15 protein-coding genes are annotated in these 26,486 nt (G+C 47.1%); 11 read left to right on the forward strand and 4 right to left on the reverse strand.

Features of this window, described 5'->3' with window-relative positions:
• Positions 1–5 precede the first annotated feature (5 nt).
• Genes T491_RS15975 through T491_RS0107635 form a run of 3 tightly spaced genes read left to right on the forward strand, consistent with a single transcriptional unit; the run spans position 6 to position 4,077 of the window.
• On the forward strand, positions 6–1,598 hold the full coding sequence (locus T491_RS15975; protein ID WP_231480208.1) for a tetratricopeptide repeat protein: 1,593 nt from the start codon (positions 6–8) through the stop codon (positions 1,596–1,598).
• Positions 1,598–2,461 (forward strand): DUF4292 domain-containing protein, encoded by an 864-nt coding sequence (locus T491_RS0107630; protein ID WP_081773296.1) that lies wholly within the window; start codon positions 1,598–1,600, stop codon positions 2,459–2,461. The genes T491_RS15975 and T491_RS0107630 overlap by 1 nt, the downstream gene beginning before the upstream one ends.
• Positions 2,458–4,077: a murein hydrolase activator EnvC gene (locus T491_RS0107635; protein ID WP_231480209.1), complete on the forward strand. Its 1,620-nt coding sequence runs from the start codon at positions 2,458–2,460 to the stop codon at positions 4,075–4,077. Before T491_RS0107630 ends, T491_RS0107635 begins: the two co-directional genes overlap by 4 nt.
• A gap of 3 nt (positions 4,078–4,080) precedes the next feature.
• On the opposite strand, the gene T491_RS0107640 is transcribed toward T491_RS0107635, so the two are convergent.
• Positions 4,081–5,145, reverse strand: a complete 1,065-nt coding sequence (locus T491_RS0107640; protein ID WP_028903374.1) for a M20 family metallo-hydrolase — start codon at positions 5,143–5,145, stop codon at positions 4,081–4,083.
• Between the two features lie 2 nt (positions 5,146–5,147).
• Entirely contained in the window at positions 5,148–6,140 is a 993-nt protein-coding gene (locus tag T491_RS0107645) for a TerC family protein (RefSeq protein ID WP_231480210.1), read from the reverse strand.
• A 121-nt stretch (positions 6,141–6,261) separates the two neighbouring features.
• On the opposite strand from T491_RS0107645, the gene T491_RS15980 reads away from it, so the two are divergent.
• Positions 6,262–7,455, forward strand: coding sequence for a ComEC/Rec2 family competence protein (locus tag T491_RS15980; protein WP_051523031.1), 1,194 nt, complete (start codon positions 6,262–6,264; stop codon positions 7,453–7,455).
• Here the strand turns inward: T491_RS15980 and T491_RS0107655 are convergent.
• Both T491_RS0107655 and T491_RS0107660 read right to left on the reverse strand, forming a co-directional pair.
• Positions 7,400–8,299, reverse strand: coding sequence for an AEC family transporter (locus tag T491_RS0107655; protein ID WP_231480211.1), 900 nt, complete (start codon positions 8,297–8,299; stop codon positions 7,400–7,402). The two genes, T491_RS15980 and T491_RS0107655, sit on opposite strands and share 56 nt — an antisense overlap.
• A 114-nt stretch (positions 8,300–8,413) precedes the next feature.
• Complete coding sequence (locus T491_RS0107660; RefSeq protein ID WP_197018824.1) at positions 8,414–11,119, reverse strand: triple tyrosine motif-containing protein; 2,706 nt, start codon at positions 11,117–11,119, stop codon at positions 8,414–8,416.
• 287 nt (positions 11,120–11,406) lie between these two features.
• Here T491_RS0107660 and T491_RS0107665 point away from each other — a divergent pair, with 287 nt between their 5' ends.
• From T491_RS0107665 to T491_RS15990, 7 genes are read left to right on the forward strand one after another with little or no spacing between them, the layout of a single operon-like run.
• Positions 11,407–14,544 (forward strand): TonB-dependent receptor, encoded by a 3,138-nt coding sequence (locus T491_RS0107665; protein WP_028903378.1) that lies wholly within the window; start codon positions 11,407–11,409, stop codon positions 14,542–14,544.
• Between the two features lie 38 nt (positions 14,545–14,582).
• The gene (locus T491_RS0107670) at positions 14,583–16,256 is read left to right on the forward strand and encodes a RagB/SusD family nutrient uptake outer membrane protein (protein WP_028903379.1); all 1,674 of its coding nucleotides are present in this window, start codon (positions 14,583–14,585) and stop codon (positions 16,254–16,256) included.
• A gap of 30 nt (positions 16,257–16,286) precedes the next feature.
• The gene (locus T491_RS0107675) at positions 16,287–16,886 is read left to right on the forward strand and encodes a hypothetical protein (protein ID WP_155950072.1); all 600 of its coding nucleotides are present in this window, start codon (positions 16,287–16,289) and stop codon (positions 16,884–16,886) included.
• A gap of 9 nt (positions 16,887–16,895) precedes the next feature.
• Entirely contained in the window at positions 16,896–19,211 is a 2,316-nt protein-coding gene (locus tag T491_RS0107680; RefSeq protein WP_028903381.1) for an alginate lyase family protein, read from the forward strand.
• Positions 19,212–19,213: 2 nt separating this feature from the next.
• Complete coding sequence (locus T491_RS0107685; RefSeq protein WP_028903382.1) at positions 19,214–21,595, forward strand: glycoside hydrolase family 2; 2,382 nt, start codon at positions 19,214–19,216, stop codon at positions 21,593–21,595.
• Between the two features lie 2 nt (positions 21,596–21,597).
• Positions 21,598–23,802, forward strand: coding sequence for a glycoside hydrolase family 2 TIM barrel-domain containing protein (locus T491_RS15985; RefSeq protein ID WP_036915651.1), 2,205 nt, complete (start codon positions 21,598–21,600; stop codon positions 23,800–23,802).
• Between the two features lie 35 nt (positions 23,803–23,837).
• Positions 23,838–26,417: a triple tyrosine motif-containing protein gene (locus T491_RS15990; protein ID WP_051523033.1), complete on the forward strand. Its 2,580-nt coding sequence runs from the start codon at positions 23,838–23,840 to the stop codon at positions 26,415–26,417.
• The last annotated feature ends 69 nt before the right edge of the window (positions 26,418–26,486 follow it).

The raw sequence follows: 26,486 nt of genomic DNA on the forward strand, positions 1-26,486 counted from the left end.
TAGGAATGAAGAAAATAGGACTGTCGTTGTTGCTGATGCTATCCGTAACTGTTGGTTACGGGCAACGGACCTATGACGAGTTCTTTCTTGAGGCTATGGTGCAGCGCCAGAAGGGGAACAATGATGCCGCCTTTGATTTGTTGCGCCATTGTTTGGAGATTAATCCTAATGCACCAGAGGCTTATTTCTTTTTAGCTCAATACTATAACGCACTGAAGGACAACGGGAAAAGTCTGGAGTATATACAGAAAGCGGCTTCGCTCGATCCTGATAACGGTACTTATCTGGAAACGTTGGCGCAAGCTTATCTTCGTCAGCAGGATTACGAGTCGGCCATCCCCGTTTTCGAGAAGATCTATGCACAGGACAAGGAGCGTGAGGATTTGCTGGAGATGTTGTTTCAGCTTTATCAGCAGGTAGATGACTATGCTCATGCTATTGAGGTTCTGAATCGCATCGAGGCTATCGATGGCAAGAGCGAACGTCTCTCAGTGGCTAAGAGTGAAATCTATACCCGTCAGGGCAACAAGAAGGCTGCTATTGCTGAAATCAAATCGCTCTCGGATAAGTATCCCAATGATTTTAATTATCTGGCACTGTATGGTGAGACGCTGATGATGAATGGTAAGTTGAAACAGGCATTGAAGGTGTATGATAAGATACTGAAGGGAGAGCCAGAGAACAATCGTGTGCTGATGTCGTATCGTACCTATCATCAGGCTTTGGGACATAGGCAGATTGCCGATTCTCTGACAGAACGTGTACTCTTGAATAAGAATGCCACGATGGAAGAGAAAATCCACCTGCTCCGTCAGGAGATTTCGGGCAGTGAGAATGCAGGAGGCGATAGTACCAGAGTTCTCCAGCTGTTTGACAAGATTCTGAAACAGCCTCAAACCGATGAAAACATGGCTCTCCTCTGTGCCTCGTATATGAATGTGAAGAAGATGCCGAAGGACAGCATTTGTAAGGTGTTAGTCAAGGCGCTCGATATTGCTCCTGACAATTCGTCGGCCCGCTTGCAGCTGATAGGCTATGCCTGGGAGGCTGACGATATGGAACGTGTCATCTCGCTCTGCCAGGATGCCCGTCAGTATAATCCTGACGAAATGGCTTTCTATTATTATCAAGGTGTAGCCTACTATCGTCGTGACAGTTTGGATGCGGCCCTGTCTGCCTTCAAGAATGGTATCGGTGTCATCAGAGAAGATAGTGACCCGGCAATTGTCTCTGACTTCTATGCTGTGATGGGTGACATCCTGCATCAGAAGGGACAGATCAAAGAAGCATATGAGGCGTATGACTCTTGCTTGCAGTGGAAAGACGATAATATGGGCTGTTTGAACAATTATGCCTATTACTTGAGTGAAAACGGTGAGCAGCTCTCAAAGGCGGAGCAGATGAGCTTTAAGACCATCAAGGCCGAACCTAAGAATGCTACCTATTTGGATACCTATGCTTGGATCCTTTATATGTTAGGCCGCTATTCAGAGGCTAAGATTTATATTGACCAGGCTCTACAGAATTTGGATGCGTCGCAGGACAATTCCGTGATTCATGAACATGCAGATAAAATAAAACAAAAAACAGATCGATAATGAAACTAAAGAGTATCGTAAGATTGGCCGTATTGGCATTGCCATTGGTGCTGGTGTCGTGTAAATCGCACAAGAAGGCAGCTGAGACCATACCGATGTATGGACAGCAGAAGACTGCCGACTTTGTTACACAGGTGCGTGAGAATCAGCAGACGACAAAGTTCATTACCTCAAAGGTTAAGTTCTCAGTCGAGGTTGGTCCACAGAAACTGACGCTGACTGGCAATCTGAAGATGAGACGTAATGATGTGATTCGTCTGCAGTTGATGGCCTTCGGATTTGTGGAGGCAGGACGTCTCGAATTCACCAAGGACTATGTGCTGATTATGGACCGTATCAATAAGCAGTACCTCAAGGCACCATACCGTCAGATTGACTTCCTGCGTAACAGCGGTCTGAACTTTGAGGCTCTTCAGGCTTTGTTCTGGAACGAACTTTTTAGACCTAACCAAGGTAGCGAGACAGTGGTTCTTGATAAGTCGAAGAGTGGTGGTGATGGCAACTTCACAACTATTGAGAATGGTGATGATATGATTATCAGTCTGGAGAGTGGCAAGATGGATTACAGTTGGTTGGCAAGTAAGAATACTGCCCTGATCCGTATGGCGAACATTCTCTATAAGGACCGTTTCAATGGTAACACTCAGTTGAACTGGGATTATTCTGATTACGAGGTGTTTGGTCGCAAGATGTTCCCCAAGAAGCATGGTATCACTCTGACAACTCCCACTAAGGAGGTTAAATTGGCTGTGACGCTGAACTATCTAGGTACGGATACCGAGTGGGAGCCACGTACCGAAGTGTCGAACAAATATCGTGAGGTAACTGTGGATGAGATACTCCGCCGATTCATGGCTCTATGATGAGTAGAGTGTTCCGTAGAGATTATCTGGTGATGGTGCTGGTGGCACTCATCGCTTTTTCTTCGCCTGCTATAGCCCAGCAGGCGAAAAAAAAGTCTGCCCAGAAGCGTACGACTATCACCGCTAAGAAGTCGACCACCGCAAGAAAGAAGACAACTTCAAAAAAAGGTAGTTCAACTCAACAGCCTGTTACTGTTAATAGTTTGAAAACGGAACAACAGCGTGTTCGTCGGCAAATTGAAGAGCAGCAACGCAAGCTGAAGGCTAATGAGCGTGATGTGAAGAAACGTCTCCAGAGTTTGTTGATTATCAACAACGAGATTGCCGATAAACGTAAGTCGATTGATACCATTCGTCATGATATCAATCGTCTGGATGGTGATATTCACACGTTGGAGGCTCATATGAAATATCTGGAGAGTGAGCTTGAAGAGCGTAAGCAGCGTTTCATCAAGTCGATGCGCTATATGCATCGTAACCGTGATTTGCAGAGTCGCATGATGTTTGTGTTTAGTGCCAAGAATCTGTCGCAGATGTATCGTCGGTTACGTTTTGTGCGTGAATATGCCTCTTATCAGCAGAATCAGGCAGAGGCGGTGAAATCGATGAAGGCGCAGGTGGCTGAGGCTTACGATGAACTGACCGATACCAAGAAACATAAGAACGACCTGCTGGTGAGAGATGAGATGGAGCGTCGATCACTCGAAGGGAAACAGGTAGAACAGCAGAAGATGGTTACTTCGTTGCAGAAGCAGCAGAAGACCATTCAGGGTATCATCGAGCAGCAGAAGAAACGTGATGCAGAGCTGAATGCTCAGATTGACCGTCTGATTGCTCAGGAGATAGCCCGTGCCAAGGCTCGTGCCGAGGCCGAAGCACGCAGGAAGGCTGCTGAGGCTGAAGCCAAGCGAAAGGCAGAGGAATTGGCCCGAAAGAAGGCAGCTGCCGAGGCAGCCCGCAAAGAGAACGAACGTCGAATAGCTGAGGCCAAGGCGAGAGAAGAGAAAGCAAAGGCAGAGGCTCGTGCGGCTGCTGCTCGTAAAAATGCTGAAGAGAAGGCTGTTGCAGAACGTGCAGCTGCAGAGGCTGAGCGCGAGCGACTTGCTGCAGAGCGTAAGGCTGCTGCTGATGCCAAAGCACATGAAAAGGAGGTGGCCGAGGCACGAAAGTCTTCAGAGCCTATTTATACTGTTTCGTCTGAAGACCGCCTGCTGAGTGGTAACTTCGAGAGTAATCGTGGCCGTCTGCCTATGCCTATTGTAGGTGGCTATCGGATTGTGAACCACTTTGGAACCAATCACGTTACAGATGTGAAGGGGCATGTAACACTTGATAAGAAAGGTATCGATATCAAGGGACAGCCAGGCGCTGCTGTACGCTGTATCTTTGATGGCGAGGTGAGTGCAGTGTTCAGTTATGCTGGCACTACGGTAGTCATCGTGCGTCATGGAAGCTACCTGTCTGTATATTGCGATCTGGCATCTGTCAGCGTGAGTCGAGGACAAAAAGTAAGCACCCGACAGACCATCGGTCGTGTGGGTGCTGAGGGGTTGATGCAGTTCCAATTGCGCAAGGGTAGCGCCAAACTAAACCCAGAGGGATGGTTGGCCAGATAGGCACTAAAGTGTCAATCCGTCCAACAATCCTATGTAGGTGTTGATAGCGTTATCTATTTCAGAAATCTTAATGAACTCGTTTGCTGCATGCGAACGACTTGACTCGCCAGGTCCCAGCTTGAATGAAGGGAATGGCATCAAGGCCTGATCGCTCAGAGTGGGTGATCCAAAGGGTTGCATGCCGCGCTCGATACATCTCCTGATAAGTGGATGGTCGGGCGAGATGGATGATGAGTGCAGACGGAACGAACGGGCACGAAGCTCGCACTTGGTCATCTTCTTACAGAGAAAACTAAATAAGAATTCGTTCTGGTAGAATTCGTTGGTGCGCACATCAATAATGAAATGTAATGTATCGGGAACTACATTATGCTGAGTGCCGCCTTCAACGACGGTTACCGTCATCTTGGTTGCACCTAAAAGCGGACTTACTTTTCTGAACTGATAGTCGCGAAGCCATACCAAGTCGTCGAGGGCTTCGTAAATAGCATTTACGCCTTCGTTTCTGGCAGCGTGGCCAGATTTTCCATGGGCGTAGCCGTCAATCACCATCAGACCTTTCTCGGCGATAGCTGGCTGCATGCCTGTTGGCTCGCCTACGATAGCTACGTCTATCTTGGGTAGTAAGGGCAGAACTCTGCTGAAACCGTTTACGCCCGAAATCTCCTCCTCGGCCGAAGCAACCCATAATAGGTTATAGTTGCGATGGCGGTTGAGCATGATACGATATGCTTGCAGCAATGCCACCAGTCCGCCACCACAGTCGTTGGCGCCTAATCCGTAGAGCAAGTCGCCTTCTTGGGTTGGACAGAATGGGTCGTGCGTCCATGAGTTAACAGGTTTTACGGTATCGATATGGGCGTTCAGCATCACGGTGGGGCGATTGTTGTCCCAATCAGGACAGCCTACCCACAGATTGTTACCTTCACGTCCAAATGGCAGGTTCCACAGCCTCAGATAGTCAGCCATCTTATCGGCTGCCTTGGTCTCGTTTCTACTTACCGAGGGAATGGCAATCAGCTCCTTCAGCAGTTCTACAGCATCGTTGGTGTAGTTTCTGAAATCCATGTTTACTTAGTTTTAGTTTTCGATATCCATACAGATAGTAACATTGACATGACCAGCACGCCGAAAATGACAGCCAATGACCAGGTCGTTGGGATCTCCCAATGTGGTATGTTGATGTTCAGCCCAACCATCTCGCCTGCTGCATTGACGTATTCGTTCATGGCCAGGAGCATCTTCACGCCTACAAAGCTCAGGATGATGCCCAGTCCATATTTCAGATAGGTGAAATACTTGGCTACTGCAGCCAGGGCGAAGTAAAGGGCACGCAAGCCGAGGATGGCGAAGATATTCGAAGTGAGTACGATAAAGGGATCGCGGCTCACGGAGAATACTGCGGGGATGGAATCGACGGCAAAGGCTACGTCTGTGGTCTCAATCACCAGAAGGGCGATAAACAGTGGGGTTGCCAGTCGTTTGCCGTTCTCGATAATGAAGAACTTGTCTTTGTGCATCCGGTCTGTGACAGGGAAGAATTTTTTAAACAACTTCACGAAGATGTTGTTCGAAGGGTCAACCTGTTCGTCGTCGTTATGGCTGAACATTTTGATACCTGTGTAAATCAGGAAGATACCAAACAGACCGAGTATCCATTCAAACTGGGCAATCATAGCTGTGCCGGCAAAGATGAAGACGCTGCGCAGCACCAAGGCACCAAAGATACCCCAGAACAGCACCTCGTGCTGGTATTTGCGCTCAACACCGAAGAATGAGAAAAGCATCAGGAATACAAACAGATTATCCATCGAGAGCGATTTCTCTATCAGATAGCCTGCTAAGAACTCCATCGCCTTCTCTTGCGGAGCGGCAGGATAGAACAAATAGATGCCGCCACAGAACACCAGCGAAACACCTATCCACACGGCTGTCATTTTCAGGGCTTCGGATACGCTCACTTCGTGCTGGCCTTTCTTGCCGAAAGATTTCAGGTCGATGAACAACATCACGAATACCATGATGTAGAACAATATCCACGCCCACAGGGGTATATCTACCATTTCCATTTCTTACATTTTTATATGTTTGCGGCTGCAAAGTTACTATTTAGTTAGCAAAAAGCCAAATTAATTTTGTTTTTTTCTTAGAATAAGAAAATAAGTTGTACTTTTGTCAATTGGTATGCGAAACGGAATATTTGTGAAGTGTCCATTGGTGCTGGTGGCGATGAGTATGATCATAGGTATCATCATTGCTACTTATGTGGCGTTTCCCATACTCATACTCCCTGTACTGGCTGGTATGGTGGTGATAGCGCTGCTGTTGCGAAGGTTTGAGTATTGGCAGTCGGGGGCCATCGTGGTGTGCTGCTTACTGTTGGGTATGTGGCTGATGCAACGCCACTTGTCGGCTCCAGCAGAGACCTTGACTGATTCGCAGTTGGAACGTTGTCAGACTTATTTCATCCATCAGCGCAGTGTGTTGTTAGAGCGCTTGTCGGCTGGTGGCGTCGATGGTGACACCTATGCGGTGGTGGCGGCGATGTCGTTAGGCGATAAGTCGGCATTGACGCGTGATTTGAAGGAAACGTATTCCGTGAGTGGTGCTTCGCATGTGTTGGCGCTCAGTGGCCTTCATCTGGGCATTGTCTATATGCTGTTCTCGCTGTTTCTACCTCGTCGGCGCTGGCCGGCAGTATCGCAGTTATGTCTTTTGCTGGCTGTATGGATATTTGTGTTTCTCGTTGGTATGCCTATTAGCGCCATGCGTTCTGCCATCATGCTGAGCGTTTACGGATTGCTCTCTATCGGTCATCGCAACAGAATGTCTGTCAATGCCTTGGCCTTTACGGCCATTATCCTGCTGATGTGGAATCCTGCGTGGCTGTTTGATGTGAGTTTCCAACTGTCGTTCATGGCGGTATGGGCCATCTTGATGTTCGTGCCATTGTTCGAGAGTGTATTCCCGAGCGAATTCCTGATGTCGCATCGCTGGTTGAAGTGGATGTGGGGGATGGTGGCTGTATCCTGTTCTGCCCAACTTGCGGTGGCACCACTGGTGGCCTACTATTTCGGACGTTTCTCTACCTATTTCCTGCTTACCAACTTTATTGTCATTCCTGCGGCTTTTGTTATTCTGTGGCTGGTATTGGTGGTACTGGCGTTTCCATCGGTAGCATATCTGTTATTATATGTGGTGCAATGGTTGAATACCGTTTTGCAGGCAATAGCCTCCTGGCCGGGGGCGAGCGTCGAGGGATTGCACCCCAATACGCTTCAGGTGGTGCTCATTTATGTGCTGATAGGCTGTGTCTATCTGCTTATAGGAAGAATAAGACCATTAGTGGGATGGAAACCATCGAAACGAGCGTTGTGATAAAGGTCACACCTGTGATGGTGGTCGTGTCTTTGTCGTATTTCAGGCAGAGGATGGTGCCATAGGTGGCTACGGGCATGGCAATGACGACTGTATTGATGTTGACTACGAAATCGTCGAACCCTAAAGCCTTGCACAGATAATAGATGCCGATGGGCAGGATAGCCAGTCGGAAGAGTGTGGTCGTATAGACGGTAGTGTTACCTAATAATGAGCGTAGCGACAGGTTTGACATCGATGAGCCGATAATCAATAAGGCTGCAGGAACGGTGATGTTGCCAATCATCGTGAGTGGAGCACTGATGGCCTCAGGGATGTTGTCAATGCGTAACGCCACAATCAGCATGGTCAGATAACAGGCTAACATCGGGGTAGAGTAGAGCACCTTTTTCTCAAATCGCTTTTGTTCCACGTCGCTTTTACCAGTAATGAGGATTGTACCTACCGTAAACACGGCAAAGGTGTTCACTACATTCAGCACAGCAGCATAGAACACGGCCTCATGACCAAATATGGAGGCTACCACAGGGTAGCCCATGAATCCTACGTTGCCAAACATCAGGGCAAAGCCAATGGCGCCTTCGTCGTCCTTCTTCTTTGTGAGGTAACGTGGCAATAGAAAAGCCACGCCCGTCAGAACAGCGTATGTAATCACGCTAATCAAGAGCAATGGGAGAATATACTCGCGGTCAGGCAGTTCGCCTGTCATCGCCGACGATAGAATGAGCGCCGGACAAGTCATATTAATCACCAACCTCGACAATTGTCTATCGAAGTCGCCTCCTAAGTAACCTAATTTGCCAGCTCCGTAACCTACGATCACAATGGCAAACAATGTCATCATCACTTCAAACATGCTGCAAAGGTACATCTATTTTCTATCATAGATACTATGCGTATGACGAAATCTTATTTAATTCATGAATTCCTTAACTCAGAACAATCCGCTTCGCTGCATTTATAGTGATTGGAGGAAATCAGTGAGACTTTCTTTTTGTTCGAGACCAAGCTTTTGGCGGATACGGTAGCGGGCGATTTCTACACCACGGATGGAGATGTTGAGTAGTGGGGCAATCTCCTTCGACATCAGATTCATGCGCAGGTAAGCACAGAGCATCTTTTCCTTATGCGATAGCTGTGGAAAGCGTTCGCCAAGGGTTTTGAGGAAGTTGTGATGTACACTGTCGAACTCGCTGCGGAAGGCTTCCAGGTCTTCATCGTGTTCGATGTTGGTATCAATCTGACCAATCAATCGTACTACGCGGCGCTTGATGGCTGGAAGATTTTCCTCGTTCAGTCCGTTATTGATGCTTACGGCGGTCTTTTTGATTTCCTGTAGCATCTCGTTCTTACGGACCACGTTCATACGCGAACGCACCAGTTCATCTTGTCGTGCTCTCAGTTCTATCTCCAGTTTTTCCTCCTCAAGATTCTCGATTTTCTCGTCTTTCTCGCGGATCAGTCGCTGGCTGCTCTGTACAATACGCAGGTACATGACGTAGAGTGCTGCCATGATACCTATTATATATAAGGTGTAGGCCCACCACGAACGATACCATGGCGGCAGAACAGTGAATTCGAAACTGGTTATGCCGCCCTCACCGCCATCGGAGGTGACAACCTTTACATGGAACACGTAATGTCCCTCGGGCAGATTAGTGTACTCCTTGATATGTAAACGGGTAAAGGGGCTCCAATTGCGTTCGCCAGAGCCTTCGAGCCAATAGCTGAATCGCACGGTCTGCGTAGGATCGTAGCTGTTGGCACTGTATTCGAAACGTATCGAATTGTTGGCCCACTTAATCTGCGGACTCGCTGCTTTGTAGTAGAGTGTGTCGGTGCCGTTGCCAATGACGATGCGACGTATGTATGGTTGGATGATACGGGCCGTATCCTGTGGTTGCTGGTTCTCAAGCAACGCAAAACCATCTTCTGTACCTATTACGGCTTGATGGTGGTTGGTGAAACTGACACTCTCGAAATCGGCCATCAGACAGTCGTTCAGATAGCTGCGATGTAACTTGCCGTCGCTCACGTGCATGGCACCATCGGTGGCATACCAGATCTGGTCATCGGGCGACTGATAGATATAGGTATAGGCTGCTGTACCGCTCAGGCGTTTCTCGAGTGCGATATGACGTACTAACTGGTCGTGTGCTGCGTCATACCGGAATAAGCCCTGGCGACTGGCGATAACCATTTCACCATCAATCTTAGCGATATGTACATTATCGCCCTTAGGCAGATCTGCTGAGTTATAGCATTTCTTGGTCCTGACGCTCTGCAGATTGTCAGAGAGGGTTAGGCGGTAGAGGCCTTTCTCCTTGTTTGCCACCCAGACAGCGTCTGTCACATCTTCTATATAGAAGGTCTTGGCTGATATGTCGGCTCCCTTCACCTCTTCTGCCATCGTCCAACCTTGTGGTGTCTGACGCATCAGGCGTAATCCCCAATAAGAGCCTGTCAGCAGTACATCAGGATGGTTTCCCAACCGTCGTACACCCCACACGCCACGATTGGCGTAGCGGGTGATGCGGTCGCCGTTGATGTTCAGGAAGAACTGTCGACCGCCACAGAACAGTTGACCGCCGATGGTGTCGAGACAGAGCACCTGACTGCCTGTACCCTCAATAAAGCTGATTTGCTGATTGGCCATCACATATAATCCTTGGTTGGTGCCAAAGTAAAGTTTGCCTTGATAGGTTACACTGCAGTTGCCGCTGCCGATGGGTGACTGTCGGCTATTAAGGAATCGTAATGGTGATTGGAGTTGTATACAGTCAAGGCCGTTGTCGAGTGCTAACCACAGATTCTGGTCGGCATCAAAGGAGGCAGAGAGCACTGTCTTGTTCTGCAGACCGTTGTTAGTAGAGATTCTGTCGACGGTACGGTTAGCCAGATCCAGAAGTATTACACCATCGCGCAGGGTCCCTAATGCCAAGGTCGATCCGGAGAGTGCAGCGCACGATAACTGTAATCCCTCAGGAATCCTGCATCCTTCGAGCGTAAATGGTTGCAAGCGGTTGTTGCCATAGAGGTACAGACCTTTCTGACTGGTTACCATCAGCAGTTGTTGTTGCCAAGGCAGGATAGCTACGATGTCTGAGGTTTCGCGGATATCGATACCGCTAAGTGGCACAAACTGTTGCCCTACCAGCACTGAAACTGATTTTGATGAGGTGAGATACAACTTGTTGTAGACTACCGTCGAATAGTGTACGCCAGGGTGGCTGGGCAGGCGTGTCTGGTAATCATTGATGTAGAAAGTGCCGTCGGTCTGGAAGTAGATATCGTTACCGATGCGGTGTATGTGCCAGACGTTTACCTGCTCCTTCTGACCTATCTGCCCTGACAGGTCGTGGTAAATCAACTTGCCTTTGCTGTTTCTGACAAAACATCCGAATTGGCCTAAGGCACCCACATAGATGGTGTCGCCCACTGATAATACCGATCTTACCTTGGTGTGGCCAGGCAGTGGATAGGTGTTCCAGTTGGCACCATCATATTCCAATAGTCCGTTGTTGTTGGCAAAATACATCCACCCTTCCATGCTCTGCGCAATCTGCCAGTTCTGGTTACCAGAATGGTACGACTGACGCGAATGGTTTACCACTGCTCTTTGCCAAGGCGTCTGGGCCATTGTCTGCAGTGTTGCAACAGTCATTAGTGTTAACAGCCATTTCCTCATACCTATTCTATTTTTCGGCAAAGATAAGCAATATATCCGAATCGTGCAACAATAATGAGATATTTCTTTTGAAACTTTGATGTAATGGTTATATAATAGAACCCGCTGACTATTAACGAGATAGCGTTTTGATGAGAAATCATTGATGTAGTGATAAATGTTGTTTGTAGTAATCGTGATGTGGCAGAAAGTTTGTAATGCATGAAGATTTGACTTACTTTTGCGGCATCAATTTTTATTTTCAAACTAATATACCTGTTTATATGAGAAAACAAACATTGTCAACAAGAGGCATGCAGCTGGTACTAAGCTGCTGCATGTGGTTACTGATGGGAGCCAGTGTCTGGGCACAAGGTAACCAAACCATTAAGGGAACCGTGCTCGACGCCAGCACGCGTGAACCTATGATTGGCGTCAGTGTACTTGAAAAAGGTACCTCGAATGGTACTGTGACCGATTTTGATGGTCAGTTCTCTCTCACAAGCGTCAAGAATGGAGCTACCATTCAGCTTACATTTATTGGTTACAAGAGCTTGTCGTTGCCCGTAGCCAAGGCACAGGGTACTATTCTGATGACTGAAGACGACAAAACCTTGACAGAAGTGGTTGTTGTGGGTTACGGCACACAGAAGAAGGTAAACCTTTCAGGTGCAGTATCGGCTGTGGATGGTGAAAAACTGGCTGCTAAGCCATCGAGTAATGTGCTCGATGCAATGCAGGGTGAACTGCCTGGTGTTGCAGTACTGCGTAGCAGTGGTGAGCCAGGCAGCGAGACCAGCGGTATGCGTATCCGTGGTTTTTCTTCGGTCAACTCTACCTCAACACTTGTGTTGATTGATGGTGTAGAAGGCGATTTATCGTTGCTCAATGCCGATGATATCGAGAGTATTTCTGTACTGAAGGATGCTGCAGCTTGTGCTATCTATGGTGCTCGTGCTGCTGCCGGAGTTGTGCTGGTGACCACAAAGAATGGTGGCGAGGGTAAACCCAAAATCAGCTATAGCGGTTACTATGCTACCAACCTGCCTGGCAATATGCCAGAACGTTTGCCGGCCTGGGAGGAGCAGGAGTGGATTAATATTGGTCGTCAGAATCAGGGAGGTAAACCAGAATGGAACCCGGAGCAGTCAAGTTGGGTTGGTAACCGCAACTTCAACTATCGTCCTAATAACTCCAATGGTCGTTGGGATCAGTTCTCGGCTACCAATTGGGTCGACGAGGGTACACGCAACCATTCTGACCAAACCAATCATAGCATTTCTGTATCAGGTGGTTCCAAGAGTATCAACTACCTTATCTCTGGTAACTATTTCTATAAGAATGGTATGCTGAAGTATGGTAAGAACGACAATACACGTGTGAATCTGCATGCGAAAGTGAATGCCGAACTCAATAAGTATATCGCAGTCGGCGTTAACATGCAGTATCAGTCCAAGAAGAACAATGCACCATCGGCTGGTGCAGGTGCTATTCTGAACAATCTCTATGGATCTCGTGCTCGTCAGTTGTTGTACAATCCTACTGAGGACGTAAACTACGATGTGAATCCTTATAATGGCGACCTGCAGTTCAATGCCATCCAATTGATGAAAGAGGGAGGACAGGCTGAGACTCTTTATGAGAGCTTTATCGGCAAGGGCGACCTGACTATTAAGAATCTGGTAAAAGGGCTGCGTATTAATCTTAATGCCAGTCGCCGGGCTGGTTACTATACCGGTCGCACAGAGCGTCACTATCTTGTTTGGTATGGCATGACTGGTAATAATAAGCGTCAGTCGTACAACGATCCGAATCAGCTCTATCGTATCAAGAACAATGATTATCATGATCTGTTCGAGGCTACCGTAAATTATGAGTTCGACGTGAAGAAACACAACATCAAATTGTTGGCTGGAACTTCCTATGAAAACTATCGCAAAGATGAGTTCTCGGCTACTGCCAAGAATATGAACTCTAACGATTTCTATTCGTTCAACTACTATGATTCAGCTGAGGCTACCAATACCTCTCTTAGTGATAACATCGCCCCTTGGTCGATGATGTCGTATTTCGGTCGTCTGAATTACAACTATGCCGATCGCTATCTGCTTGAGGCCAACATCCGTTACGACGGCTCTTCACGTCTGGCTCCAGAGAAGCGTTGGAAGGCCTTCCCTTCTGTATCAGCTGCTTGGCGTGTCAGCCAGGAGACGTGGTTCAAGCTCGATTGGGTTAGCAACCTGAAATTGCGTGCTTCATGGGGTCAGTTGGGTAATGGTGCTATCTTAGGTCTCTATGATTATATCCCTACCATCTCACAGAGCACGGTTTATATGGGTGAGAAGTCGTACTATCAGAGTCAGTTGGCTTCAAAGGATAAAACCTGGGAGACCATCGAGACAACCAATGTGGGTGTTGACCTCGGTCTGTTAAATGGTCGACTGAATGCCTCGTTCGACTACTATTGGAAGTACAATAACGACATGTTGTCTAAACTCCAGTTACCTCATACCATCGGTATTGGTATCCCTAATGTGAATGTTGGTAAGCTGAAGACTTGGGGTTGGGAGTTCGAAGTGAAATGGAACGACCGTATCGGCGACTTCAGATATCAGGTGGCCTTCAATATCTCTGATGCCCAGAACAAGCTGATGGAGTATGATGGTGCCGATGTGATTTCTGCAGGAACAGTTGGCTTGCTCGAGGGCTATGCCTTGAATACCATCTGGGGGTATAAGACCGATGGCTATTGGAGCAGTCTTGAAGAATATAAACAGTATAAGGAAGAACATCCAGGCTACAAGTCGTTCAGCGATGGAAAGGTGGGCGGTGGCGATGTACGCTACCTCACTCAGCCAGATAAGGATGGAAACATAGGTCATCAGGTAGGTGCCGGCGATGGAACAAAGGAAAACCACGGCGATTTGGTTTATCTGGGTGATGCCAATGGACGTTATCTCTATGGTCTGAACCTCTCTGCTCAGTGGAAAGGCTTCGATTTCGCGATGATGTTTCAGGGTGTTGGAAAACGCAAACTACTTATAGATACAGAAGCTATCGCCCCCTTCGGCCGCACCCATCAGATGCCTTGGACTATCCATCGCGACTACTGGACCGAAGATAACCCAGATGCCTTCTGGCCACGTCTTTACAATTACAATGGCGATATGTTCAACTTCCAGCCATCAGACAAATGGGTGCAGAACGCAGCTTATCTGCGTCTGAAGAATGTTACGCTTGGCTATACCATTCCTTTCTCAAAGCGTTACATCCAGAAACTGCGTGTTTACATCAGCGGTAGCGATGTCTGGGAGAAGTCTGACATCCTGAAGGTGTTCGATCCTGAGTCGGGCAATAATGTTGGACGTAACTACTATCCTTTCTTCCGAACATGGGCTTTCGGTGTGAATATAACTTTATAATGAATAACGAATATTGAATAATGAAATAAGAAAGAGTTATGAAAAAGATAATCCTCAAATCCATATATGTAGCAGGTGCTGTCTGTGGTATGATGCTGCTGACGGGGTGTGAACTCGATCGTCTGCCTGAGACCACACTGGCTGATAATACATTCTGGCAGAGTGAGACAGACCTGCGTGGCGCTTGCAATAAATTGTATGTCGACCTGCCTGGTTTCGACCACGACCGTCGTGCCGACGATATCATCGGTACATCAGCCAATGGTACATCGAGTGGTAACTGGAGTCTGCCCTCAACATCGAGCGACTGGACAAACCCTTATAATAGAATAGGTGTATGTAATAATATCATAGCTAAGGGTAGCGTGGCTCCATTGACTGATGCCCAGAAGAATCGCTGGACGGCCGAAGCTTATTTCTTTCGTGCTTTCCACTTCTTCGATTTGGTGAAGAAATATGGCGACGTGCCCTTGATTCTGAAGGCTTTCGACTCTACCAGCGATCCGGATATCAAAATGGCACGCACCCCAAGAGAAGAGGTCGTCCAGCAGTGTTATAAAGATCTGAGTTTTGCTGAAGAGTGGTTGCCAGAGATTGATGCTGTAAGCAGCGAGTCCGACTGGGGACGTGTATCCAAGTCTGCTGCTCGTGCGCTGATGATGCGTATCGGACTCTATGAGGGAACTTTCTCAAAGTATCACAGTCTGTCCAGCGATCCAAAGTCACACCTCCAAGTGGCTATCGATGCGGCAGAACGTCTCATCAACAGCGGAAAGCATGCCTTGTATCCCGACTATCAGAAACTATTCTACTTCGATGGCGAGGGGCGTCAGAACAAGGAAAACGTGTTTGTGAAGGTGTATGGTCCTAATGGTGCAGGTGCTACCATTTCGCATGGTAACTCTCGCCAGTTGGAGAATGGTGTCAGCGTGACTCGTCAAGCTATCGACCAGTATCTCTATACCGATGGTCTGCCTCGTGAGAAGAGTACACTGGCCATGATTCCAGAAACGCATTACGATGATATCTTTGAAAACCGCGATCCTCGCCTGGCTATGACCATCTATCATAAGAACGAAGAGGCTTATAAGGGGGGCTACATGCCTTTTAGCAATCAGCACGGCAACGGCTATGGTATCAAGAAGGGCTTCATGATTGACGAGTGGACTACTAATAGCAAGGAGACTGTTGATAAGATGGTGATCCGCTATGCTGAGGTTCTGCTCTCATACGCAGAAGCTCTCTATGAACTGAATGGTAGCATTACCGATGAACAGTTGAATATGACAGTGAATGCCGTTCGCGCCCGTAGTGGGTTTGAGGCAAAGTTGACCAATAGCTTTGCTCAGCAGAACGGCCTGAATATTCTTGATGAGATTCGTCGTGAGCGTTTAGTGGAGTTTATCGACGAGGGTTTGCGTTACAACGACATCATTCGTTGGAAGATTGCTGAGCAGGTTCTGCCAGTCACCATGCTTGGTCTGAAATACAATGAGGACGATACCAATGCCCAGCGTGAGGATTTGCAGAGTCGCCTGACTACCGAGGGTGGTATGTACAAGGGACAGAAGGTTTGCGACCAGGCCGATATCTATGTGATTGAGGAGGCTGGTGCCCGCTCTTTTAATCCTAGTAAGGACTATTATTATCCCATCCCAACCTACGAGATTGCTACATCTGATGGCAATGTTGTTCAGAATCCAGGATGGTAAACAATCAAACAAACTAAAAAGAACGTATTTATGAAAAAGAAAATATATCAGATCGCATGTGCCGCTTGCATGATGATCGTTGGCATGTCGCTCTCAAGCTGTAGCGACGATGCGTGGGGTAACGACAACCCCGAAACAGAGAATGTATTCTATTTCGGATTCCAGGATTGGGGTAGATTAGACAATAAGGTTGCCTATACCGTTAATCAGGGGCAGACAATTGATATTCCTGTACAGTTCTGGTGTGCTGGCTCGCGTGCTTTCGACGCAGAGGCTTACTATTATGTGGATACCAATCTGGCACTGGGCACCGATTTCCAGATTGTCGATGCTAATGGTAATCCGCTGCAACCAGATGCCAATGGCGCATTCACGATGAAATGGCAACTCACTGGCCCCGATGAAACTGATAACCACCGTGTACAGAGTATCTATTTCAAGGCTCTGAATGGCGCAACTGGCGATGTCAACGTAACCACCTTCGATCCCAAGGATGTGGATGTTGATGGTAAAGTGAAAATATCGAACGGTTCGGCAGATGGCGTCATTTACACGCCCAACAATATCAACAGTCTGTATGAAGTGCATTGCTTTACACAGAACTACAAAGTAAAAGTTTCGATTAAGTAATTTCATGATATGAAGAAGTTTAGGTTAGTTGTATTCATACAGTTGGTTTTGTTAGTTATGCAGGCAGGTGCGCAGTCCATTTGGGACGGCGCGCACCTGACCCAAGTAAAATCCTGCCTGGAACAGCCGGCCTATGCTACGGCTTATCACCAGCTGATAAAGGAGGCTGACAAACAACTACAGGCTGAACCAGTATCGGTGATGATGAAAGAAAAAGCAGCAGCCAGTGGCGATAAGCATGATTACCTCAGTTTGTCGCGCTACTACTGGCCTGACCCCAATCAGCCTGATGGTCTGCCTTATGTGGCACGTGATGGTGTATCGAATCCAGAACTGGAGAGATACGATCGCCCCAAACTGGCAGAAATGGCAGGACGTGTTACCACGCTTTCGTTGGCTTGGTTCTTCAGTAACGATGAACGCTATGCACAGAAGGCTGTTGAACAGCTTCGCGTGTGGTTCTTTAACAAGTCCACACGTATGAATCCCAATCTGAACTATGCTCAGACTATTCCTGGCAAGTTCGATGGGAGAGGACGTTGCTATGGTGTCATCGATGGCTATTCATTGGTCGAGATGCTTGATGCCGTACAATTGTTGGAACACTCTAAATCGATGACTTCCAAGGATTCCAAGGTGCTGAAACAATGGTTCTCACAGTTCCTGAACTGGATCTTGACCAGTGAGCAGGGTATTGAAGAAGGTCAGCAGCTGAACAACCACTCTACAGCTCATGATGTGCAGGTAATTGCCTATGCCAAATATGTGGGCAACCAAAAGGTGATGAATCAATATCTGGGTGAGTTTTACACAAAACGGATGGAGCCACAGATCAACAGCGACGGTCGACAGCCTCGTGAACTCCGACGTACACTGGCGTTTGGTTATTCGCAGTATAATCTGAGTCATATCATCGACGTGTTCCAGATTGCCCGTTCTGTTTCCTTCGAGTTGCAGCCCGAGGCGCTCCCCTTGTTGGAGAAAGCGGCTGATTTCCTTGCCAAGTATTTAGGAAAGCAGGTTGAGCAGTGGCCCTATCAGCAGATAGGAGAGTGGGATTACAAACAGAATCTGTTTGCGCAGGATCTCTATCGACTCTGGTTGCTGCATCCGCAGCGTACTGATTATCTGCAATTGGCACAACAGCATATGATAAAGCGTTTCTCTGATCGTTTCTTTCTGTTGTATTACCAGCCCGATAAGGCTGACCATGCCTTTGCGGCCGCCGATACCCAGTTGCGATTCCTGTTGAAGAATACGGAACAGGCCAGAAAAGAGAAAAAGGACAAGTCGAAGTTCATGCCTCGCTGTGTTGAGAAAGACGGTTCATTGCGTTTGGTGGGTATGTACGACTGGTGCTCAGGTTTCTTTCCAGGTTCTCTTTGGCAGATGTATGAGTACTCGCACGATCCTTTCTGGCGCGAGAAGGCTGTGTCGAACACCTGGAAGATAGAGGAGGTAAAACACCATAAAGGTACCCATGACCTTGGTTTTATGATGTATAACTCGTTTGGTCAGGCTTATCGGCTCACGGGTGAGCAGTCCTATCGTGATGTTATCATTCAGTCGGCTAAGACGCTTGCCACTCGTTTCAACGAGAAGGTTGGTTGTATCCGTAGTTGGAGCTGGGGTACTCCCGATCGTTGGCAGTATGCTGTTATTATCGACAATATGATAAATCTCGAGCTCTTGTTCGAGGCTTCCAGACTGACTAACGACAAGCGTTATTTTCAGATGGCTGTGAGTCATGCCAACACCACGATGGCCCATCATTTCCGTGAGGATGGCTCGTCGTATCATGTGGTGGATTACAATCCAGAGGATGGCAAGGTCATCAAACGTATCACTCATCAGGGATTGTTCGATGAGTCTGTCTGGAGCCGTGGTCAGGCTTGGGGCTTGTATGGCTTTACCATGTGCTATCGCTATACCCACGATGAGGCTTATCTGCGTCAGGCTCAGAAGATTGCCAAGTTCTTTTTCTCGCAGAAAGATATGCCTCAGGATATGATACCCTACTGGGATATGCGCGATCCTCAGATTCCCAATGCACCTCGTGATGCCTCGGCAGCCGCTGTATTCGCTTCAGGCTTGTATGAGTTGGCTACTTATTCTGATGCTGCATTGGCCAAGGAATATCGACGTATTGCCAATCATATCATCTTGTCTTTGGAATCAGGATATCAGCCTCAACCTGGTACCATGCAAGGCTTTCTACTCCTCCATTCAACAGGCAACTATCCTGCCAAAGATGAGATCGATGTGCCTATCAACTATGCCGACTATTATTATCTGGAGGCATTGCATCGCTCAAAAAGAATGTAGTTATGTTAGTTAGGTTATATTTGTTATTATTATTTGTTTCATTGATTGGTCGGTCAGATGCACAGCCTGTGATGGGTGAGGGGCATCTGACTCAGACCATCAATGATGGTTGGACGTTTGAAGGACAGAGGATAAAGCTACCGCATACCTGGAATACCGATGCTTATACAGTGAAGGATTATCGTCAGGGATGTTTTACTTATGAGCGCTCCTTCGTGTGGCACCCGGCTGGTCGTCAGACGTGGCTGAAGTTCGATGCTGCCTTCAAACGTGCTGATGTGTTGGTTAACGGGCAGGCCATTGGCCAGCATGTTGGTGGCTATACCGCTTTTGCATTTAACCTAACCCCATATTTACGAGAAGGAAGTAATACCTTGCAAGTAAAAGTGTCGAATGCTGATGAGACGATAACGCCTGTTTCGGCCGACTTTACTTTCATGGGTGGTATCTATCGCGATGTATGGCTGATAGAGAAGACACCACAGCATTTTGATGTGGTTGATGGAGTGAGTGTCACAGCCAATCTTCATCAGGTCACTGTTGATTGTAAAGTTTCTGCCCCCGATGGCTGCCAGGTGGTTAGTGTGTTGCAGGATGCCGAAGGGCATGTCATAGCTCAGGCTCATTGTCGTGCTAGTGCTACCACACGTCAGGTTCTGCCTTTACCCAAACAACCGCATCTCTGGTCGCCCGAATCACCATATCTATATAAAGTTGTCACGCTACTGCAGAGTAAGAACGGTAAGACGGAATACGATCGCCAGCAGCGCTCAGTGGGTGTCCGTTCGTATGCATTCGATGCAGAGAAGGGATTTCTGCTGAATGGCAACCCTTATAAACTGCATGGAGTGTGTATCCATCAAGACCAGAAACCGTATGGCATCGCACTCGATGACGACCAGCATCGCCGTGACTTCCGACTGATGAAGGAGATGGGGGTGAACTTCGTGCGCTTGGCACATTATCCACAGGATGATGCCTTGCTCGAATTGTGCGATCGCGAGGGTATGCTGGTTTGGGAAGAAATACCCGTGGTGGATGTTGTGCCTGAAGGCGAAACATTTGCTGCAAACTGCGTGCGCCAGTTGCGCGAGATGATTCGTCAACATAAGAGTCATATATCTATTATCCTCTGGGGATACATGAATGAGATTCTGCTTCAGACACAACGCCGTTATCAAGGTGTGCAACTCGATGCTGCCATCCAACGAACACTCGCGCTGGCTCGAAGGTTGGAGCAGGTTGTGCACGAAGAAGATAGTACCCGTTTCAGCGTGATGGCTTTTCATGGTAGCAATGATTATAATAAGGTGGGGTTGAGCGATATTCCTCAGGTTGTAGGCTGGAACCTCTATCAGGGATGGTATGGTTCGGATATGACTGATTTCGAGCGATTCCTCGAACGCCAACATCGCCAGCAGCCTTCCCATCCCATTATCGTCAGCGAGTATGGGGCTGGTAGCGACCTGCGTTTACATAACCCAACAAATTCGGTGGCTTTCGATTTTTCGATGTCGTATCAACAGCGCTATGTTGAACATTATCTGCCGGTCATCGAACAGACATCCTATGTGTGTGGGGCGGCATATTGGAATTTTATCGACTTCGCCTCGGCCAACCGCGATGAGTCGATGCCACGAATCAACAACAAGGGGTTGGTTACTAACGCTCGTCAGCCTAAGGATGTGTATTATTATTTCCAGGCCAACTGGGTTCAACGCCCTGTGGTACATATCGCCGTTAGTGATTGGCCCGACCGTTGTTCGTTTGAGCGCAAGATGCCTGTCAAGGTATATACTAATCAGCCCACGATAGAACTGATACATAATGGACAGTCGTTAGGTCGGAAAAAAGTGGTAAACTGCCAGGCTGTGTTTGTTGTCTCATTCTTTGATGGTGTCAACACCTTGCGGGCAGGTACAGGAACTCATGAGGATGTGGCAACGGTGAAATATCGCCAGCCGTCGGACGAGATTGCTGTGAATGTAGGTAGTAACTGCTATTTTCAATCAGAAGCCTCCGGACTGACTTGGTTGCCTGACCAGCCTTATCGTGAGGGTAGCTGGGGCTATATCGGTGGCAAGGCTATTCAAACGCAGAAGGAGATATTCCTGACGCCCGATGTACCGCTCTACCAGACTATGCGTGAGGGAATGCAGGCTTATCGTTTCGATGTGCCCATTGGGAGCTATGAGATTGAATTCCTATCTGTCGATACCCGTAAATCGCAAGCTTCGAGTGCCTATCTGCTGGGACGCCAGGATACCCGTGGCGGTGGTATCGCTGTGCGTCGCCGTTACTTTGTCGATAATACCGATGGCTATTTGTTGCTACCGTTTGGTGTGCGCGATTGTTTGTCTGGAATCAAAATAAGGAAACTATAGTTATGTACAAGCAAGTTTTACAATTGATATTGTCCGCCTGTGTGGTAGCTACTACAGCTACTGCACAGGTTAAACTCTGTGTAGATGATAACTGGCATTTCTCTCGTCAGGATTTGATGAATTCTTGGAAAACCGTTAATCTGCCGCATTGCTATAATGCGCAGGATGGAGTCGATCCCGATGTGAAATACTATCAAGGGGTAGGCTGGTATCGTACTACACTACAGGTAGATAATCCATATCCCAATGGTCATACGTTGTTGGAATTTGAGGGCGCAGGTCAGAAGACAGAGGTGTATGTTGATACGGTTCTGGTCGGATCGCATGTGGGCGGCTACGACTGTTGGACGGTCGATCTCTCACGGTTTGGCAATGGCCCATTGCCATTGGTGGTTCGTTGTGATAATAGTCGTGATGTACAGATGATACCATCCAATCTGTCCGACTTCTGTCTCTATGGCGGACTCTACCGCCCTGTCAATTTGCTATATATGCCTGAGACGTACGTCGATGATGTCTGTATCGATGTCAGTAACAACGTGGTCACCATCTCTCCTCAGTATCCTTTACTGGTGGAGTTGTTTTCTCCCAATGGTAAGTGTGTTTACAAGGGCGACAACCACAAGCCTATCGTCATCAAGCATCCTGCGCTTTGGGATGTGGGCCATCCCCAGCTCTATACGGCTCGTATCCGTTATGGAAAGCAGCTTATTGAGAAGCGTTTCGGCTTTCGTTCATTCGAGTTCAAGAAGCACGGGCCGTTCTATCTTAATGGTCGGCGCTTGCTGCTCAATGGCACGCACCGTCATGAAGATCATGCTGGGGTAGGAGCAGCCATGACCGATGAGCAAATTCGTCGCGAGATGCAACAGATTAAGGATATGGGGGCCAACTTTATCCGTTTGGGGCATTACCAGCAGCGCGACCTCGTATTACAACTTTGCGATTCGTTGGGTTTGCTGGTGTGGGAGGAAATCCCCTGGTGTCGTGGTGGCGTGGGTGGCGAACGCTATCAGGCGCAGGCTCGTCGCATGCTGACCAATATGATTACCCAGCACCGTCATCATCCCTCTATAATCCTTTGGGGATTGGGCAATGAGAACGACTGGCCTGGCGATTTCTCGGATAAGGTCGATACGGTTGGTATCAGGCAGTTGATGACCTCGCTGAACACCTTGGCCCACCAACTTGATCCGGGCCGCAAAACCACCATCCGCCGTTGTGATTTCTGTGCGGATATCGTTGATGTTTATTCGCCTTCCATCTGGGCGGGTTGGTACACCCGACGTTTTGCCGACTACCGTACCATGGAGCAGTCGGCCATCGAGCGTTTCCCCCATTTCCTGCATGCTGAGTGGGGAGGTGATAGCCATGCTGGGCGTCATGCCGAGGGTGGCTTCGATATCGAGGCAGGCGACCGCCATGGCGATTGGTCAGAGAGCTATATCGTACGCCTGTTCGATTGGCACTTGAAAGAGCAGGCGCAGATGGATAGTCTTACGGGCTCAGCCTTCTGGACCTTTAAGGATTTCTGCACCCCTTTACGTCCTAATAATCCTATTCCTTATGTCAATCAGAAGGGCGTCTGCCAGCGCGATGGTACACCCAAGGAGAGCTATTATGTTTTTCAGTCGTATTGGTCGGCCAACCCTATGCTTCATGTCTACGGCCACTCTTGGCCCATCCGTTGGGGTAACGAAGGCGAGGCAAAAGAAATATTGGTCTATTCCAATCAGCCTGAGGTGGAACTATTTGTGAATGGCAAATCGTATGGTAAGAAACAGCGTCGAATCAGCGATTATCCTGCACAGGGCTTTCATTGGTATGTGCCGTTGGCAACCGGTACCAATCATATCCGTGCTGTGTCAGCCGAACTTTCCGACGAAATCATTTGCACGTATCAAACCGAGAAATGGGGAACACCAGCACAAGTCAAACTGAGTTATGCTGACGGGCTGCTGACGGCTCAGATCTGTGATGCCCATGGTGTGCCATGCCTGGATTCAAAGGATTGGATTGAATTCTCGCTTGTTGGCGATGGATATCTTCATCAGAACGAGGGAACGGTTACCGGTTCCAGTCGTATTCAGGCAGCTAATGGGCGTGCCGTAGTGCGTATTGATGCTTCGGGGGAGTGTATTGTTTATGTTCGGACATATCAAACAGCTTTTTTTGATATAATACGTGCTGAATTCAAAATAAAGTAGTATATTTGCATCCGAAAATTAAATGACCGACTAAAATGCTACGTACTATTACTCTTTTCTGTTTTTTTGCATTTTTGTGCGTTGGAACCGCTGCTGGTGTTCCATTTATTTGTCACTATGGTATTGAAGACTATGGTAGTGGCCATACAACTTGGCGTATCGCTTCTTATGAAAACTGGACTTTTTTTGCCAATGAACGTGCATTACTTACGTTTGATGGCGTCAGCTGGGAGCGGCATATGCTCAATAACCGTTCAGAAGTAAGAGGCGTTGCAGTTTTTCCTAAACAGCATCGTGTGTATGTTGGTGGAGAAAATGAATACGGTTTCTTTGAGGTTGGTCAAAATGGTGTTCTGCAGTATCACTGTTTATCAGATTCTGTTGATAAGAAATTCCGTGAGGTCGGAAATGTTTGGGAGATATACGAATTAAGCGGCGTCCTCTATCTGCGTTGTGATGATTATATCCTAATCATGCACCATAGGGAACCCTTCATGATTGAATCAAAAGACAAAATTTTTGCCTCTATATTGGTAGATGGTGTTATCTATGTGGCTACTGATCATGGTGTGAAGATGGTGGCTGGTGAGCGTCTACTGCCTATAACTGGAGGAGCTGTTCTGGATCACATGCGTATCAACTCTATGTTTAAGTATAAACAAGGTATGATTGTTACCACTTCTAATGATGGAATGTTTTACTATAATGGTCGCTCGGTTACGCCTTTTCCAACAGCTGCCGATCGTCTGCTGAAGGAAGGTGTCATCTGTTGTGCTGCTATTAATGGTGATCTGGTAGCATTGGGAACGATACATAATGGCGTTGTTATCATCAATCTTGCCACGGGTGAAGTGAAGAATTATAATGAGATGCATGGATTGCAGAATAATACCGTACTCTCAATAAGTTTTGATGCTTCAGGTAATTTGTGGGCTGGTATGGATTACGGTATTGACTATATCCTTCTTAATGCGCCTTATTTTCATCTTTATGGCAAAGGCATGTCGTATGGTATTGGCTATAGCGCACAAGTTTTTCAGAATAATTTGTATCTTGGAACTGATCGTGGACTATTTATGACACCTCTTGACCATGTTTTGGAAGGTCAGAACATTAATATGAATAGAATTGATAGTCCCAGTGGACCTGCTTGGTTTTTATATAGTCATCATGATGAGTTATTCTGTCTACATGACAAGGGCATCTTTTGTGTTAATGGGACAAAAGCAAGCAAAATAACTGATGTAATCGGTGCATGGTCGTGTGTGGCCCAAGATGGAACAAACAACAGACTGTTTGTGGGGTTGTATAGTGGTATCTGTATTTTGGAGAAGATAAATGGTCAATGGCGGTCGTTAGGTCGGATAAAGGGAATAAGTGAATCATGTCGCTATTTCCGACAAACGGGGAGACAACAGCTTACTGTGTATAACCGGAATCTGAATCTTGCTGAAATCTATCAATTGGATAGTTCATATCAGAAGGTTATCAGTCATAAAACGGTGAGAAAAGTTTGGATAGATTCCTTATCAGATGTTCCTTCTGATTTATATGAGATGTGGGATGCTTCAGGTAATATCATTAAACTCGATAAGCAGATTAATTTAATTCCGTGTAGTGCTGGTTTCATCCTGTATAAACCTGATGTGAAAGTGCCGCCAGTGCGTACGTTGATTCACCGAATGCTGCTGACTGCACCGAGGGATTCTGTAGTGTATCGTGCTAATTTCTCTCATATCAAGTCTTCACCGATTATCAGCTTTGACAACAACTCTGTCCGTTTTGATTTTCGTGCCGTTGCATTACAAGTTGATGGTGGTGTTACTTATCAGTATAGACTGAATGATGGTGAGTGGTCTGAACCTACAACTTCGACGTCAAAAGAATATAGTAATCTTCTTGAAGGAACCTACACTTTTGAGGTCCGAGCATGTAGTGGTAATCATTTTACAGATCCTGATAGTATTACTTTTACTATTTTATCTCCTTGGTATCGTACATGGATAGCCAATCTCATCTATATCTTCCTGCTTTGTTGTGGTGGATTATTTATATATCAATACGCTCGTCGTTACGTATGGCAAAAGCAAAATTTGGCGGTTGAACAGAAAACCAAGGAAATGAAGATTGAAATTGATCAGTTGGAGAAAGACAAGATAGATCTTGAATTGAAACATAAAAACCAGGAAATAGCTAATCTTATTATTAGTGTTGCCAGAAAGAATGAGACACTCTTTGCCTTAAAAGAGAGTATTCGTTCTGTGGCTGTGAAACTCTCAAAGACGAATACGGCAGAAAGTAAGCGTGAGTTGTTGATGATCAATAACAGTATTGAAGCGAGTATGGAAGGGGATGAGTTGCTGAAGCGATTTGAAGAACAGTTTGATTTGGTTAACAATAACTTTATGCAACGACTCTCTCAAAAGCACCCTGACCTGTCTGGAAGCGAACGATTGATGTGTGCTTATCTGAAAATGAATCTTTCTACGAAGGAAATAGCCCCGTTACTCAACATTTCTGTACGTGGAGTTGAGACAATGCGATATAGAATCCGTAAAAAATTCAATCTTGAACGCGATATGAATCTAATCGATTATATTAACTCATTTGCTTGATAATCAGTAGCTTGTGTATTTTGACGTACTTCTGACGTATTCGGCAGATGCGGGTGGTGTATTTATAAC

The organism is Prevotella sp. P6B4 (genome assembly GCF_000619985.1).
Lineage (GTDB): Bacteria > Bacteroidota > Bacteroidia > Bacteroidales > Bacteroidaceae > Prevotella.

Coding starts and splice junctions, on each gene's coding strand:
- T491_RS0107655 (WP_231480211.1), bottom strand. CDS start 8,299: ATGATGACATTGTTTGCCATTGTGATCGTAGGTTACGGAGCTGGCAAA.
- T491_RS0107685 (WP_028903382.1), top strand. CDS start 19,214: ATGTTAGTTAGGTTATATTTGTTATTATTATTTGTTTCATTGATTGGT.
- T491_RS0107680 (WP_028903381.1), top strand. CDS start 16,896: ATGAAGAAGTTTAGGTTAGTTGTATTCATACAGTTGGTTTTGTTAGTT.
- T491_RS15975 (WP_231480208.1), top strand. CDS start 6: ATGAAGAAAATAGGACTGTCGTTGTTGCTGATGCTATCCGTAACTGTT.
- T491_RS0107645 (WP_231480210.1), bottom strand. CDS start 6,140: ATGGTAGATATACCCCTGTGGGCGTGGATATTGTTCTACATCATGGTA.
- T491_RS0107670 (WP_028903379.1), top strand. CDS start 14,583: ATGAAAAAGATAATCCTCAAATCCATATATGTAGCAGGTGCTGTCTGT.
- T491_RS0107660 (WP_197018824.1), bottom strand. CDS start 11,119: ATGACTGTTGCAACACTGCAGACAATGGCCCAGACGCCTTGGCAAAGA.
- T491_RS0107630 (WP_081773296.1), top strand. CDS start 1,598: ATGAAACTAAAGAGTATCGTAAGATTGGCCGTATTGGCATTGCCATTG.
- T491_RS15980 (WP_051523031.1), top strand. CDS start 6,262: ATGCGAAACGGAATATTTGTGAAGTGTCCATTGGTGCTGGTGGCGATG.
- T491_RS0107675 (WP_155950072.1), top strand. CDS start 16,287: ATGAAAAAGAAAATATATCAGATCGCATGTGCCGCTTGCATGATGATC.
- T491_RS15985 (WP_036915651.1), top strand. CDS start 21,598: ATGTACAAGCAAGTTTTACAATTGATATTGTCCGCCTGTGTGGTAGCT.
- T491_RS0107665 (WP_028903378.1), top strand. CDS start 11,407: ATGAGAAAACAAACATTGTCAACAAGAGGCATGCAGCTGGTACTAAGC.
- T491_RS0107640 (WP_028903374.1), bottom strand. CDS start 5,145: ATGGATTTCAGAAACTACACCAACGATGCTGTAGAACTGCTGAAGGAG.
- T491_RS0107635 (WP_231480209.1), top strand. CDS start 2,458: ATGATGAGTAGAGTGTTCCGTAGAGATTATCTGGTGATGGTGCTGGTG.
- T491_RS15990 (WP_051523033.1), top strand. CDS start 23,838: ATGCTACGTACTATTACTCTTTTCTGTTTTTTTGCATTTTTGTGCGTT.